General features: G+C 34.1%; 10 protein-coding genes. 3 read left to right on the top strand and 7 right to left on the bottom strand.

Going from position 1 to position 16530, the window contains the following annotated elements:
- Positions 1 to 44: 44 nt before the first annotated feature.
- From EAG11_RS07560 to EAG11_RS07550, 3 genes are all read left to right on the top strand, one after another.
- Positions 45 to 1019: an ornithine cyclodeaminase family protein gene (locus EAG11_RS07560; RefSeq protein ID WP_129538644.1), complete on the top strand. Its 975-nt coding sequence runs from the start codon at positions 45 to 47 to the stop codon at positions 1017 to 1019.
- Positions 1012 to 2079 carry a proline racemase family protein gene (locus tag EAG11_RS07555; protein ID WP_129538643.1) on the top strand — a complete coding sequence of 356 codons (1068 nt, stop codon included), beginning with the start codon at positions 1012 to 1014 and terminating at the stop codon, positions 2077 to 2079. The genes EAG11_RS07560 and EAG11_RS07555 overlap by 8 nt, the downstream gene beginning before the upstream one ends.
- A 370-nt stretch (positions 2080 to 2449) precedes the next feature.
- Positions 2450 to 3661: a Xaa-Pro peptidase family protein gene (locus EAG11_RS07550; protein ID WP_129538642.1), complete on the top strand. Its 1212-nt coding sequence runs from the start codon at positions 2450 to 2452 to the stop codon at positions 3659 to 3661.
- 208 nt (positions 3662 to 3869) lie between these two features.
- Here EAG11_RS07550 and EAG11_RS07545 read toward each other — a convergent pair whose 3' ends face one another.
- The 7 genes from EAG11_RS07545 to EAG11_RS07520 form a co-directional block, all read right to left on the bottom strand.
- A complete protein-coding gene (locus tag EAG11_RS07545) occupies positions 3870 to 4247 on the bottom strand; it encodes a hypothetical protein (protein WP_129538641.1) in 378 nt (125 codons plus the stop codon).
- Positions 4248 to 4353: 106 nt separating this feature from the next.
- Positions 4354 to 8316, bottom strand: a complete 3963-nt coding sequence (locus EAG11_RS07540) for a M43 family zinc metalloprotease (RefSeq protein WP_129538640.1) — start codon at positions 8314 to 8316, stop codon at positions 4354 to 4356.
- Between the two features lie 438 nt (positions 8317 to 8754).
- Positions 8755 to 10212 carry a SusD/RagB family nutrient-binding outer membrane lipoprotein gene (locus EAG11_RS07535; protein WP_129538639.1) on the bottom strand — a complete coding sequence of 486 codons (1458 nt, stop codon included), beginning with the start codon at positions 10210 to 10212 and terminating at the stop codon, positions 8755 to 8757.
- An 11-nt stretch (positions 10213 to 10223) separates the two neighbouring features.
- A complete protein-coding gene (locus tag EAG11_RS22135; RefSeq protein WP_242499287.1) occupies positions 10224 to 12146 on the bottom strand; it encodes a TonB-dependent receptor in 1923 nt (640 codons plus the stop codon).
- A gap of 17 nt (positions 12147 to 12163) precedes the next feature.
- Positions 12164 to 13417: a TonB-dependent receptor plug domain-containing protein gene (locus EAG11_RS22130; protein WP_242499286.1), complete on the bottom strand. Its 1254-nt coding sequence runs from the start codon at positions 13415 to 13417 to the stop codon at positions 12164 to 12166.
- A 574-nt stretch (positions 13418 to 13991) separates the two neighbouring features.
- A complete protein-coding gene (locus EAG11_RS07525) occupies positions 13992 to 15287 on the bottom strand; it encodes an aminopeptidase P family protein (protein ID WP_129538638.1) in 1296 nt (431 codons plus the stop codon).
- Between the two features lie 4 nt (positions 15288 to 15291).
- Positions 15292 to 16527, bottom strand: coding sequence for an FAD-binding oxidoreductase (locus EAG11_RS07520; RefSeq protein ID WP_129538637.1), 1236 nt, complete (start codon positions 16525 to 16527; stop codon positions 15292 to 15294).
- Positions 16528 to 16530 lie beyond the last annotated feature (3 nt).

Genomic DNA, 16530 nt, shown 5'->3' with positions numbered 1-16530 from the left:
GGAAAAAATAATCTACTATTTTTAGTGAAATTTCAACTCAAAATATGGAACCTATTCAACTTATTTCAGACAATTTCATTGAAGAAAATTGTGATTTTAAAAAACTAATAAAGGAACTTCGTGAGGGGTTTTCAGATTCAACAATAGAGGTACCTCTTCGGCACCATCATGATTTTGCTAATCCTGAAGAAAACAAAGATTCAACATTATTATTAATGCCTGCATTCCAACCCGGAAAAGATTTGGGAGTAAAGATTGTTACTGTAAGTCCTAATAATGGTAAATATGATTTGCCTTCAATACAAGGAACATACATTTATCTAGATGGGCATAAAGGCAATATCAAAGCAATTCTAGATGCAAAATCATTAACTGGTAAAAGAACAGCTGCGACATCAGCGTTGGCCAGTAGTTATCTTTCTCGCAAAGACGCTTCTTCTATGCTTATGATTGGAACTGGTGCTTTGGCAATTAATCTAATTCAGGCGCATGCTAGTGTTCGTTCTATAAAAGAGGTATATGTATGGGGGAGAACCATACAAAAAGCACAAATGGTCTGTGATGCATTAAAAGGCTTCCCGTTTACTTGTACTGCTATTTCGGCTATCGAAGAAGTTGTGCAGGAGGTAGATATTATCTCTTCGGCTACATTATCTCCTGTTCCACTTATTTTTGGAAAATGGCTTAAAGCCGGACAGCATTTGGATCTGGTGGGTGCTTATAAAAAAGATATGCGCGAGGCCGATGATGTAGCGATCTTAAGATCAAGTGTATTTCTTGATACCTATCAAGGAGGATTAAAAGAAAGTGGCGATATTTTAATTCCATTAACTAATGGGATTATTACCCGAGAATCTATTAAGGCAGATTTATTTGAACTATGCAGTAATAAAAAATTGGGTAGAACATCTGATACAGAAATCACTTTCTTTAAGTCTGTAGGTCATGCTTTAGAAGATCTTGTTGCTGCTGCTTATTTTTATAAAGAGTTTAATTTAAAATTAGAAATAAATGTCTAAAACCTATAATACTATTTGTGCAAATACAGAATATAAAATAGCGCCGAATGCGTTACAAATAAAAACTATCGATATGCATACTGGTGGAGAACCGTTGCGTGTTATTGTTTCTGGGTTTCCAGATCTTAAAGGGAATAGTGTATTGGAATATCGTCGAGATATAAAAGAAAACTATGATTATTTAAGAACTTCATTAATGTTTGAACCTCGAGGTCATGCCGATATGTACGGTTGTATTTTGCTTCCGCCAAATGATGAAGAGGGTGATTTTGGAATTCTCTTTATGCATAATGAAGGATATAGCAGTATGTGTGGTCATGCTATTATTGCTATTAGCACACTCGCTGCAAAAATGAATTGGATTACTGTAAAGGAAGGCGATAACGAATTAAAAATTGATGCTCCATGTGGTCGTATTTATTCATATGTCAACATTAAAAATGGAGAAGTAACTGGTGTTAGATTTCATTGCGTACCAAGTTTTGTTGTAGGATTGGATCGTGCTGTAAATGTTCCTGGAATAGGAAATATTATTTATGATTTGGCTTATGGTGGTGCTTTTTATGCTTATGTAGATTTGAGGAAAAATACACATTTAAATTTTGGATTAACAGAAGAAGACTATCGTACTATTATTTTAAGTGGTATGGATATAAAACATGCTGTTATGGTTCAGGATAAAGAAATTTTGCATCCCTTTGAAGATGATTTGAGTTTTCTTTATGGAACAATTTTTATAGATGAACCTCAGGATATTACTAATCATAGTAGAAATGTTTGTGTTTTTGCCGATGGCGAAGTAGATCGTTCTCCAACAGGTTCAGGTGTTTCGGGTAGAATTGCTATTGAGAACGCTAGAAATGCAATAAAACCCAATGAATCTATTACAATAGAAAGTATTACAGGAAGTACCTTTAAGGGGGCTCTTGTTGAGGAAAAAGATTTTGGACCATTTAAAGCTGTAATTCCACAAGTAGAAGGAACTGCATTTGTAACGGGCGTTAATACTTTTATTATAGATCCAAAAGATCCCATGAAAAATGGGTTTATTCTTAGATAGGTTTTTTTGAGGTTCAAAAGATCAAAGGTGCAGAGGTTCAAAGGTGCTGAAGGGCTAAGATAGGAAGGTTCTGAGGAAAAGTGCAAGCACCCACAAACTTGTCATCCTGACCTAGGAAGGATTTTCTCGAGTAGCTCGATAAAGATTATGGTCCTTCGACTCCGCTTAGGATGACAAGATTGAGGAGAAACTTAGCGAGCATTACGTAAATATTTGCTCTTTTGCGGTTAAATTTCGTTCATGATTAGAATGGTTTTAAAAACTTTGCGAACTTAGCGGTTAAAATTTTACGATTCTGAGATACTGAAGCTAGAATTTTTTTGCCACACGGTTTTAAACATATTAATTAAAATAATTAAAAACATAAAAAATGACAATTGGAATAGGAGGTTCAACCGCTGCTGTTGAGTTGGAAAAAATAGAAGATATGACACTGGATGTAAAACCAATACAGACAGAAGAGTATGAAGACAGAATAAAAAAAGCAGTTGCATTTATGAAAGAAATAAAGGTAAAAGCTACTTATGTAAATGCAGGAACGAATCTTTATTATTTTACAGGTACAAAGTGGAATCCATCTGAAAGAATGGTAGGGGCTTTATTGTATGATGACGGGACGCTTGATTATATTGTTCCAAAATTTGAAGAAGGTACATTTAATAAATACATGCAATTAAGCGGGGAAATTAATTGTTGGGAAGAGCATGAATCTCCATATGCTTTAATGGGAGATTTATTAAAAAATAAAAATATCGTTGATGGGACCATTGCTATAGACGAGTCAGCTCCTTATTTTTTAGTCGATGGTGTAACTAAAACAAATCAATCTTATACAATTATAAATGCTTTGCCAATTACTTCGGGTTGTCGAATGCAAAAATCGGTTAATGAAATTGCTATTATACAAGCAGCCAAAGATATTACAATGGTAGTGCAACGTGCAGTGGCTAGAATATTGCGACCAGGAATTAGTGTTAATGAAGTTACAAGTTTTATTAATGATGCACACATCAAAGCAGGTGTTGCTTCAGGATCTTATTTTTGTATTGTTTTGTTTGATGATGATACTCAATATCCACATGGTGTATCTGTCCCTCAAGATTTAAAAGAAAATGGGGCTGTTATTATAGATACGGGTTGTCGATTAGAAGGATATCTTTCGGATATTACCAGATCGTATGCCTATGGGACTCCTTCTGAAGAATACAAAACGATTTGGAATCTTGAAAAAGCTACGCAACGCGCTGCTTTTGAAGCTGCTCAAATAGGAGCAAGCTGTGGTTCTGTAGATGATGCAGCTAGAGTAACATTGGCAGCGGCAGGATTAAGTTCGGATTATAATTTGCCTGGATTGCCACACAGAGTAGGGCATGGAACAGGATTAGACATTCATGAATATCCTTATTTAGTAAGAGGAAGTGATATAGAACTTCGTGAAGGCATGGTGGTTAGTAATGAGCCTATGATTTGTATTCCAGGAAAATTTGGTATTCGCCATGAAGATCATTTTTATATGACTGCTAATGGGCCTAAATGGTTTACTGAACCTATGGATAGTGTAGATAATCCTTTTGGATATTAATATTGATCGAAGCTTTTTATAGTTTAAAGTTTCACGCAGATGATGCAGATTTAAGCTAATTTTTGCAGATTTATTATCCTACAAGGTTTTTAAAACCTTGTAGGTGTGATAATATTTATAGATACTATTTAAAATTAAACACAAATTCCACGAATTTACACAAACCAATTAGTGCAAATCCGTGGAATTTGTGTTTAATATAGTATGCCTAATATGGCAATTCATCTGCCGGAATACCTATAAAATCAGGTTCTGGAGTAATTTCAAATTGTACTGCTTTAATATCAGTATGTCCTTGTTGTAGTGCTTTCATAACCCGATGCATACCATCCATTAATCGTCCGTCGGCACATAAAATAATAGGATATTCTAAACTAGCTTCTTCCATGAGTTTTATATGTTCCAAAATTGCCGTACCAGTGGGTAGTTGACTTGGGTCTTGAAACCAGTATGTTTCATTTACTTCTTTAATTTCGCTCAACAAAATGTTTTTAACTAGGAAGTTTTTAGATAACTCTATTAATCGATGTATATCCCAAGCTCTTAAACCATCTTTACTTGGGCGTAAATTATATTGTTTTCTCATATGATTCTCAAATTAATCACACAAAGTTATAAAAAGAAAAACCGCCGAAAGATATCTTTCGGCGGTTTAGTTTTATGAGCATTATTCTAAAAAAATTAAGTATCGTTTATTTAATTATTAATTTTTTAGTTTCTTTAAGCGTACCATCTGTAATTACTACATAATAAATGCCTGTTGGTAAATGGTTCACATGATAACTAGTTGTATTACGAACGGTATCAATCAATGCTCCGTTATTGTTATAAATTGTAATTATCAGATTAGTTGATTCTATATTTTTAAATGTGAAATTAACTACATCTGAAGCAGGATTAGGAGAGATTGTAAATGATTTTTCATTTTCAACTTCATTAACTCCAAGTGTAGGAGGAAGGGTAACATCCATAGGAGTACTCCAATCACTTGTTCCATTCGCGTATACAGCTCTTATTCTTATTCTATAGTTTCTTTCTGCACCTTGTTTTTCAATATATTGATTGTAAGTGGTAGATGTTGCAAAATCAGCCCATCCTGTTGCTGGGTTATATAATTGAATTTCATAGCTAGTAGCGCTATTGATTAAAGCCCATGTAGCGTAGAATCCATATGCATAAGTTCCATTTGTAGGGTCGTAAAATACTGGTATTTCAAGAGATGGGTTTACATCATCAAAAGTTACTGTTGCAATATTCGAAAATGAAGAATATGTCGTATTCTCGTTTGTTCTTATTTTATATGAGTAGCTACTTCCTGCAGTAAGACCTGTATCTGTATAAGAAGTTTCGTCAGAACCAAGGGTTGCAATTACGCTATATGCCCCGTTTCCTAAAGCTCTTTCTATAGAGAACCCAGTTTCTATATCTGAGTTATCATCCCATGTTAAATCAACTTCAAGAGTTGTTGCATTAGCTGTTGCAACAAGATTTGATGGTGCTGTTAATGCTCCAGGAAGTGTAAAATCGCGTGGATTACTCCAGTCACTCGTTCCAGTTGCGTTTACTGCTCTCATTCTTACTCTATAACTTGTTTGGCTACCTTGTTTGTTAATGTATAAATAATGTACAGTTGATGTTCCCTGGTCAGTCCATCCTGTTGTTTCATTATATACCTGAATGTCATAGCTTGTAGCTCCATTAATTAATCCCCATGTTACATAGAATCCCGTTGCATAGATTCCTGTATCACCTTCATTGATTACAGGTTTTGCTAAAGTTGGATTTGGATTCACATCTTCGATAGTTACTGTTGCAATATTCGAATAATCTGAATTAGTGGCATTCATATTTGCTTTAATTCTATAAGAATATGCACTTCCTTTTGTTAAACCTGTATCTGTATAAGAAGTCATATTTGGAGCAAAAGTTTTAATAGTGCTGTATGCACCAGTTCCTTCGGCTCTCTCTAATGTAAAACCTGTTTCATTATCTGAGTTATCTACCCATGTTAATGCAACCGTCAACGCTGTTACATTTGCTGTTGCAGTAAGATTACTTGGAGCATTAATAATTGGAGTTGTTATAGATTCATTTGGTTTTGTATTATAAGCAAAATTAGTAATGGTATATCCATTTCCGGTTGCATCTACTTTTACTTTCATCCATCCATAACAAGTTCTTCCTCTGTTGGTGTATTCAAAACCTACATAACCAGTTTGGTTATCCCATACATTGTATGTAGCTGTACGTAGATCCAATTGATTAGGATATGCTCCTGGAGCTGTAAAATTACTTGAAGCGCCTATTGTAGCTCCTGCAGCAACTTTGGTGATGTTTCTTGTTCCAGGTTCGCAAACCAATCTTTTGCCATAGGTTTCAATTTTTAATGCATTGACAGCATATTGCCATGCTCCAAATACTGTATTATCTCCGATAGTTAAATCAAACCATTTCCAGGTTTCTGCGGATGAAGCGCTATAATCAGGGTTATCTACATAATAGATTCCATAAGGAGCCTCAAATTCTACTTTTATTGTTTTTGATGCATTATCAAGTGTTGCAATTCCACCAGTTATAGCTGCGTCTTTAAAAGTTACTATTACCGATGAATTATTATTAGGTAAGTGAGAAGTTGCCTTTCCTGTAAATGCGAGAACAGCTTTGGAGTTATTCTCTAATGTTAAAGTTGCGGTTAGTCCAGCAGGAACTCCTGTAATTGTATAATCAGTACCTGCTGTTAATGTACCTGTACTTTTTGTAAAAGTTCCGTTATTGGTAGACAACGTAATTACAGCATTTGTTGGAATGCTACCATCATTAGCATCAGATTCATATAGTGTACTAGGGGATAATGTTACTCCAACTTTTGCAGTTACTCCTGTAGTAATAGGAGAGCCTGGCTGTGTATTATAAGCATATTCGGATATTGTATATCCGTTTCCATCGGCATCTACAGTAACTTTAAACCATCCATAACAAGTAGCACCCTCAAGTAGATAGTCAAAACCTACATATCCAGTTTTACCATCCCAAGTTTTGTATGTTGAAGTACGTAAATCTAATTGATCAGGGTATGTTCCTGGAGCTTTAAAATTACTTGTTGGTCCTACTGGTGTATTTGCAGGAAGTAATGAGATATTTCTTGTTCCTGTTTCACACACCAGTTTTTTTGCATAAGTTTCGATCTTTAATGCATTGGTTGCATATCTCCAGGCTCCAAAAGACGGATCATCACCTTTTTCTATATCAAATGCTTTCCATGTGAGTGATGCATTTGCAGTAGCGTCTGGCATATCTACGAAGAAAACCCCGTATGGGTCCACAAATTTAATATCAAAATACATTGCAGTACAAGTCATGGTTGAGGCTCCGCTAGAAAAAGCTGCTGGCAAAAATGTAATTGTTGCTTTTGCACTATTAGATTTTAAATGACTTGTCGCTTTTCCTGTTAAAGTAACTGTTAATTGAGAATTAGAATTAACTGTAATTACTGGAGTAATTCCAGCAGGAAAGTTATGAGTAAAATGTGTTGCAGATACCATTGTTCCAGATGCCATTGCAAATGTTTCAGTTCCAGTAAGGGTAATCACAGGTGCTGCATCAAACGAACCATCATTAACAGTAGTTTCTTTAAAGAAGTTTGTGCTTGATGCTAATAATCCTCCTGTATTGTTTACTCCTGTAGCGATTAAATTACTTTCTTGCCAAAGTGTTTTTCTAGCTGGATGTTCTAATGCGGCAAGCATTCTGTCGATTTGTCCCTGAGTGTACATTTTATAGCAACCTTGGGCTCCATTGTATCCCATATAGTTTTCATTATTTACTCTGTCGCCATTACAGTTTGTACCTTGTGTACAAGATAAATTATGTTCTCCGTCTTCAAGTGGCGTATCATCTACCTCATCTGAACCTGTACATCCACCTTCGAAAGTGTGTATTAAGTTTAGGAAATGGCCAAATTCATGTGTTAATGTAGCAGAAAACTCTTTGCTGTATGAGTTGTCAAATAAATATGCTCCGTTAAAAACAACTCTAGCTGTATTGCTGGCAGTCATACCTGTGCTTGGGTACCATGCAACCCCTGAATTGTTAAGTGCTCCATTAGCATATAAATCGTTTTGAATGTAAACATTCATATATTTTTTATTATCCCATGCATCAGCAGCAATTTGGTCATCGTATCCACCGCCATTACCGTAACCATTTTTAGCTGGGTGAAATACAACCCCTGAGCTACAACCACCATTTGGATCGATTTTGGCAAGTTTAAATTCAATTTTTAACGTTCCTCTTCTTGCTTGAAAAAAAGGATCAACGGTAGCATAATCAGCATTACGACCATTAAAATCATCATTAAGTTCTTTCAGATGATTTACGATTTTTTGGTAAGTAACGGTTTTTCCACTTTGCACATCACCATAAATATGAAACACTACTGGTATAACATAGGATGTTTCTGTTTTTTTAGATGTCTTGGATTTTCTTTCTGTACTGAATTTTTTGCTAAATGCATCAAAGTCTTGTTTTTCTTTTAATGCATGTGGATTCAGTTTGTAGATTTTTTCATTTTCTTCGCTAGTCCGACAAGGTAATCCTTGCGCACTTATTTTTAAAACGAAAATGAACGCCATAAATAAAAATAATTTTGTTTTCATAATCTTAGGAATTTGTTAGTATGAAACCAAAGATATTTTTATATTAAATTATCTAGTTGTACTATTTTATTCGTTTATGATATGAAATTATCTATAAATTATGCTTAAAATTTAATTATGTATTTTTATTCTTATAAAACATTGAATATTTCTCATACTGCGATTATTGTTTTTAATTAATAATTAGCATTGAGTGTAATCTTAAGAGAGGGTATCTACATAGATTTTATGTGTACAAAAGAATATTTCATTAGAATAGCTGGATTATAAATAAATAAAACATCTCTTTTAGAGTTTGTGAAATCTATTTTTCTACGTGCTGTAATGTTTTACATTCAGTTGTTTAATGATAAACTAGTAAATTAGGCATAAAAAAAACAGGCACTGAGTAGTGCCTGTTTAAATTCAAGGAAAGTTTAATATGTTACTAATTCAAAATTATAATTTATCCCAGAATAATTTTGTTGTCATTTTATCACCACCAATTGCAGTGGCAGCAGCATTGTAGTTATCTCTGTTTAATGTAGAGTCAAAAAGAGAATAGATATTTCTTACTGGTACTTTTCCTTCAGCCTCAGAAACTGCTGTTGGTGGAGCTACTAAAATAGGGAAGTCTAGTCTTCTGTACTCAGTCCAAGCTTCAAAACCACGGTTGTAGTAAGCGATCCAAAGTTGATAAGCAATTTTTTGTTTATCAGTTCCAAAAGCAGTAGCAAAAGCCACATCAGTTCTAGCTATATAAGCATCAGCATCAGCACTTGAAACGTTCCAATAATCCATGCTTGAACGAATTCCTTTTTCATAGTAATCGGCAGCTGTACCACCCACGCTAAACCCTCTGTTTGCGGCATCGGCGAGTAAAAAACAAGTTTCAGTATAATCGAAAATCACACCAGGATTTGTATTTTGTTTTATTCTAACCCCAGGGAGTGAGAAGTCACCGTAAGTAACTTGTTCTGCATAAGGAGCACCTTTATATACGCCGCCAATTTTTGTAGCTGGATCAAAAAAGATATCTCTTCTTGGATCAGATTTGGCATTTAACTCGTTTACAAAAAATTCTGCAAGTATGATTTGTTTCTCCTCAGCCAAACTTGTATATAATGGATTTTGATCTACAATAGTGTTAAAGTATTGAAATAAAGCATTTTCGGAATTGTTATTTATTAATCCTGAGTTATATGCAGATTCTACCATAGTTTTTGCTTTTGCAGCGTCAACGTCAGCAAGATGTAATCCCATTTTTAACTTGACACTGTTGGCTAGTTTTTTCCACTTTGCAGCATTACCATGATATATAAGATCTGCTGAATCAAAACTTTTGTAACTGCTATCTAGGTTTTGAATAGCGGCATCCAATCTGTTTGCTAAATCAAGATAAACTGTTTTGGCATCATCATATTTTGGAGTTGGATGATTCACAATATCCAACGCTTCTGAGTAAACAATGTCACCAAAAATATCAACTAAGGTTTGGTAAGCCATTATTATTTGAATATCTAGTACAGCTAATTTATTTTTCTTAATAGCAATTTCTACAGAACCTAGAGCTTGCTCATTAGTTATCATGTTTTTAGCAACTTGTAAATCTTTTAAAACGTCTCGATATAATATTACAGAATGAGAATTTCCTAAATTTCTTTTTGCCTGGTTGTAGTTTACCTCATCTGTATACATTGATGTAGACCAGTACTGAGCATATCCTCTAAAATTATTATCATTTACAGATGCATTTGTCAAGAAATAAGAATAATTTACTTGAGAGCTAGTCATTAAAGCACTAGGTATAGTAGTTGTATACGCTTTAGTGTTTTCGTTTAATCTATCGAGATCATCACAAGAAGCTATTGTAAGCAATAGTGCTCCTGCAAAGAATATTGTTTTTAAATTTTTCATTTTATTTGTTTTTAGAATTGAACTTTTAAATTAAAGTTATACTCTTTTGTTGTAGGCAATACTCCTGACTGAAAACCTTGTAAGTTACCAGATGATGTTCCAGCTTCTGGATCTGCATACGGAAGGTTTTTACTAATAATCCATAAGTTGCTACCGTTTACAGCAAAAATGACACTATTCATAAATGTGTTTTTTAAGTATTTAGAAGGCAATTTATAGCTTAATCCTACTTCACGTAATTTTACGTAAGAAGCATCATAAACGTATCTTTCCTGTGGCATAGCGTTGTAAGTATCATAATCAGCTAAAACAACTGTAGTATTAGGAGTTCCATTGGCTTTTACACCATCAAAGATAATTCCTCCACCATTAGCAATAGAATTTCTTACTGGGTTGCCCAAATGGTTATTTCCTACAGTACTTTGGTAAATACCAGTTGTATGACCATATTGTTGATCTAGTGAGTACACATCACCACCTTTTTTAATATCTATAAGGAAATTAAAGGTAAAATTCTTGTAGTTAAGAATGTTGTTGATACCTCCTGTCCATTCAGGATTAACATCACCAATTGTTGCTCCATTTACAACTTCATATCGTCCGTTGGCTTTTACAACTTTTTGTCCGTCTAGATATTTGTATCCTCTTCCGATAAGTTGTCCGATTGGTTTACCAACTTCTGCGATATATCCAATTCCCTGAGTCGATCCGATAGAAAATCTTTCAGCACCACCAAGGTCAATTACTTTATTTTTATTGGTTGCCCAGTTAATTCTAGCTTCCCAAGAAAAGTCTTTAGTTTTAAACGGAATAACATTTAAAGAAAGTTCATATCCTTTATTCTCTACATCTCCAGCGTTTATCCATGATCTGCTGTATCCAGTCTGTGAAGGAGTTTCGATTGATAAAATTTGATTAGTTGTATTTGTTTTGTAATAAGAAAAATCTAATCCTATTCTGTTTTTTAAGAATTTAAGTTCGATACCAGCTTCATAACCTTTAGTAAGTTCATTCTTTAAGTCGGCGTTACTCTTATTGTTTTCATCGGAAAAACGTATACCATCAGGTCCAAAATTACTGAACTTGTCATAGGTTGATTGGGTTACTGCAAATTCAGCATCATTTCCAGTTTCAGCATAATTTAAACGTAGTTTACCAAATGACAACCAACTAGCATCGATATGATTGCTGAAAATATAAGTCCCTGTAATAGAGGGGTATGTGTATGTGTTATTTTTCTTAGGTAATGTTGATGATTGGTCAACTCTATAAGAACCTTCCAAGAAATAGGTTTCTTTAAAATTGAAAGTTGCATTTGCATATACACTTTGTGTACCTATAGTTTCTAAAAATTCCTGAGGGAAGTTAATAGGGGATATAGTATTACTTAACATATACTTTTCAGGAACGATTAAACCTCCATTAGTTGCTGAAAAGATAGTACCTTTAACTGATCGTCTTGAATTACCTCCTAATAGCCCATAAAATTTGATATTTTCTGTTATGTCAGTTTTAAAATTTAAGATTAAATCTAAATTGACTTCACGGAATGTTTTGTCATATCTTGAGTATTGCCCTTTTTTATTTGCTACTCTTCTAGATCCTACAGCTATACGTTCTTCTTGTAATTGAGTATAATAATCTACAGATCCTTTACCTAAAATGTTTAACCATTTTGCTACGTCTGTGCTTATTGCAAAATTACCAAAGAAACGATCTCTGTTTAAAGAGTTGTAGTTTTTATTTCGTTGAAAGTATGGATTATCATGAAATTGTACATCTAAATCTTTTGGCCCTCCAATGCTCCAGCTCGTGTTTCTGCCTGTTATATTGTAAGCATCTTCTAAATCCTGAAAATCAATACTTGTATTATACCATTGTCTCACACTACTTAGGTAGTTATTTCCACCATCACCATATCCAGTTTCGTTCATCCCTTTAGCATATGCTTTTAGGTAATTTGCTGAAGCAGATATTTTAGTTTTTGGACTAATGTTGTAACTTGCAGAAAAATTAAAGTTATCTTTTTGTTACTACTATTTGGTAATATTCCTTGTGCTTGATTGTAGTTTGTATATCCAAATCTAAAATCTCCATTTTCATTAGAACCTGCTACAGCTATATTATTAGTGTAAGTAAGGCTGTGTTGATAAAAATCATTAGGCGTTTTTTTAACAGGAGCCCATGGAGTTGGAACACCATAGGTAGGTAATTCTGGATAAAAAGAGTTCCACTTGTAAACTAATATGCTTGGATCATATTTTGGTCCCCAAGAAGCATCATCTGTTGCCGCATAAGGATGTACACCACCACCTAGATTTACAGTACCATAAAAACCTCCATAACCACCACCGTATTCCATTTGGTACTCTGGTAATGTTTTTTTATCTGCAACTCCAATGTTTACTCCACTGCTAAAAGTAACACCTAATCCAGCTTTAGTCTTGTTGCCTTTCTTTAAAGTTACAAGAATAACCCCATTAGCAGCTCTAGAGCCATAAAGAGCAGATGCAGCGGCCCCTTTTAAAACGTTTATAGATTCGATATCATCTGGATTTATATCCGATGCAGCGTTTCCATAATCATATCCGCCAGTGTTTCCTGCTGTTTTTTGCTCACTAGTATTGGTGTTGTCATTGTTTAACGGAACTCCATCTACAACCCATAAGGCTTGATTGTTTCCCGTTAACGATGATGATCCACGGATAACAACATTCGTTGAGCCACCTATGTTGTTATTTCGTTTAATATCAATACCAGCAACTTTTCCTGAGAGTGAGTTCGCTACGTTACCACTATTTACCTTAGTTAAATCTTCTCCTTTTACTTCCTGAGTAGCGTAACCAAGAGATTTCTTTTCTCTTTTCACATTTAATGCAGTAACTACAACTTCGTCAAGTGATGTCGAACCACCAGACATTTTAATGTTTACCTTGTTGGTAGTTGCAGGCATTTCTTGAGTTTTCATTCCGATGTAGCTAAATGAAAGAACTTGAGCGGGAGATGCATTGATAGCGTATGCTCCATCAAAGTCAGTCTGTGTTCCTGTTTTAGTTCCTTTAACTAATACACTCACGCCTGGTAAAGGCATTCCTGTGTCATCGGTCACAATTCCTGTAACTAATCTTTCTTGTGCAAGAATTAGTTGTGTTGCAAATACAAAAAAGAGTATTGCAATTTTCCTAAAATTAAATTTAAATTTCATTATACTGGTTTTATTATTAGTAAGTGCAAATATTTTGCATTTATAGCTTTTTTTATGCCAATATATTATCATAAACTCAGATTATATTATCTTGTTTTGAGTATTCTGTTTTTTGGTCTTGGTTTGTAGTATTTAGTTTGTAGTATCAGTCTCAATATCCAGTTTTTAGGGATCAATACGAAAACCTGTAGAGTAGTAAGAAATGTTTTTTGTTGGAATTCTTTTAGCCAAAATCTTGTCTTTCTGAGGAATGAAGAATCTTACTAGTAACTCTTTAGACTTGTCTTAGTTTGCGGTATTCAATTTCAAGAAACTTAGCGTGTTCTCTTTGTGAATCTTTGCGAAATAGCTTCAATGCAGTTCGTCAATCTTGTCTTTCTGAGGAATGAAGTTAAGAGAGAAAACCTGCTAATTTTGCCCCAATCCCCTTTAATCTGCGTGTAAAAAAAGTCTCAGTACTCAGTGTCACTCTGAGCGAAATTGAATGGTAATTTGACTAACAATCAAAAAAAAAACAGCTACAAGATTACTCAGTAGCTGTTAAAATTAAATAGACTTAAAAGGAGGGTATAAGCTATTTTTTTAGGATAAGTTTTTCTATATCTTCAATCTCTATTGGTAATGCTTCAGATAGATTGATATTTCCATTTTCAGTAAGTAAGTAGTCATTCTCTAATCGACAACCTATTCCTTCTTCTGAAATATAAATTCCAGGTTCACAAGTTAGGACCATTCCTTTTTCTAAATCACGAGAGTATAGTCCCAAATCGTGAACGTCTAATCCTAAATGATGAGCCGTTCCGTGCATGAAATACTTTTTGTAAGCAGGAGAATCTGGATTTTGATTTGCAATATCTTCATTGGTTATAAGTCCAAGTTTGATTAATTCTACTTCTATTAAACCAGCCATTTGTTTCTCATAATCACTATGCTTAACTCCTGGCTTTAATAACTTAGAGCCTTCTTTTAAGCAATGTAAAACAGATGAATATACTTCTCGCTGACGCGGAGAAAAGACACCGTTTACTGGAACACATCTGGTTGTATCCGAATTATAATTGGCATAACAAACACCAAAGTCAACTAAGACCATTTCGTTGTCTTTACAAACAGCATCATTAGAATTATAATGTAGTGCACAGGCATTTTTACCAGTTGCTATAATTGGTTTAAAAGCATGACGTGTAGCTCCATTTTTAATTAATTCATAAGTAAGCTCAGCTTCGAGTTCATACTCTTTTATGTTTGGTTTTATAGCAGTAAGGAGCCCTTTAAAACCTTTAATACTAATTGCAATTGCTTTATTTATAAGCGCTACTTCTTCTTCAGATTTTATAGGTCTTAATTCACGGGTTATCTTTGCAACTCGATCATATTTGTGTAATGGATATTTTTCTTTGCACCATTGTATCATGCGATCTTGTCGAGTGGTCATTTCTGATGTTATTCTTTTAATGTGCTCGTTATGACCTAAATAAATTGTATCAGCTTCAAAAGCAAAAAGCTGTAATGTTTTTTCGAACTCATGAACCCATTTTACATTTTTTATACCCGAAATTGATGACACTTCTTCTTTACTCAAAAAATCGCCGTCCCAAAGTTTAGTATGTTCGCTTACTTCTTTTACAAATAAAATAGCTCGATTTTCTTCTTTATACGCATCTGGATATAGAACCAAAATAGTTTCGTCCTGATCGATTCCTGTTAAGTAGAATAAATCATTGTTTTGTGCAAATCCCATTACATCATCGGCATTATTAGGCATTACATCATTGGAAACTAAAATAGCTAAGCTATTTGCATTCATTTTTGTCGAAAAACGTTTTCTGTTTTCGATAAATAAAGAAGAAGGAATCGATTCGTATCTCATAATTTTATAATTGAAACATTTGTGTATTAACAGAGGTGTTTTTTCCAGAAATAATTTCTGAAACAATTTTACCAGTTGCAGGTGCCAAGCTTAATCCCATCATGGCATGTCCAGTTGCCAAAGTTAAGTTTTTTATTCTTTTATCTCTAGCAATAATTGGCATTCCAGATGGAGTACAGGGTCTAAATCCGTACCATGTTTCTTTTTCTTTCGGCATTTCAATCTTTAAGTCTGGATAAAAATCATTGATACTGTTAACGATTCCCTGAACTCTGTTTTGGTTAATTTTGATATCGTTTGTATGTGTAATTTCCATGGTACCTCCAAAACGAATATCATTACTCATAGGAGTAACAGCGACTTTTCCTTCACACAGAATTGCCGGAATAGAAGGCTTTTTGCTAGCATCTCTTAAAGTAAAGCTATATCCTTTTCCTGGTAGAATAGAAATAGATCTATTTAATTTTTTAGCAATATTTGGACTCCATGATCCAGTTGCTAAAACAACCTCATCAGTCATAAAAGGACCCATGTCGGTAAGTATTTCGGTAACGGTATTGTTTTTTATTACAAAATCTTCAACTAGAGTTCTGTTATGAATTGTTACATTCAATTTATTCAATTCTTCTTTTATAAATTGCATAAATTTCTGAGGATAGATATGCGCATCACTTTTATAATGTACGCCACCCAGAACATCCGTATTAGTGCCTGTTTCTAGTTTAGTTACTTCATCTTTAGAAAGGTAATCTACTTCTAAACCAAAACATTGAGCTAATTTTCCTTCATGAATAATCTCTTCAGCTGTTTTCTCTGTTTTATAAAGCATTAAGAGTCCTTTTTTTTCATAAAAAAAAGAATTGTTTTCTTTAATAAAATCTTGATATAGCTCTTTACTAAAAAGGGATAAATTACAAAGCGCTGGCATTGCTTTCTCTACATGTTGTTTATTGGCGTGTTTGTAAAATTGTAATCCCCACTTTGCCAAATCCATACTTAATCTTGGTTTTACATAAAACGGACTTTGACTATCAAACATCCATTTTATCCCTTGAGTAATCATTCCTGGTTGCGCCAACGGAATAATATGCGAAGGAACTATCATTCCTGCGTTTCCATAAGAGCAACCATCTGTCATATCCGATTTATCGAAGACAACTACCTGATACCCTTCTTTTGCTAAATAATACGCTGAACATAGTCCGATTATTCCTCCACCAATAATACTTACTTTTTTCATTAT

It is taken from the genome of Flavobacterium sp. 140616W15 (assembly GCF_003668995.1).
GTDB lineage: Bacteria > Bacteroidota > Bacteroidia > Flavobacteriales > Flavobacteriaceae > Flavobacterium.
Note: the sequence above shows the minus strand (reverse complement) of the source record. Positions and strands in the feature narration are given on the sequence as shown.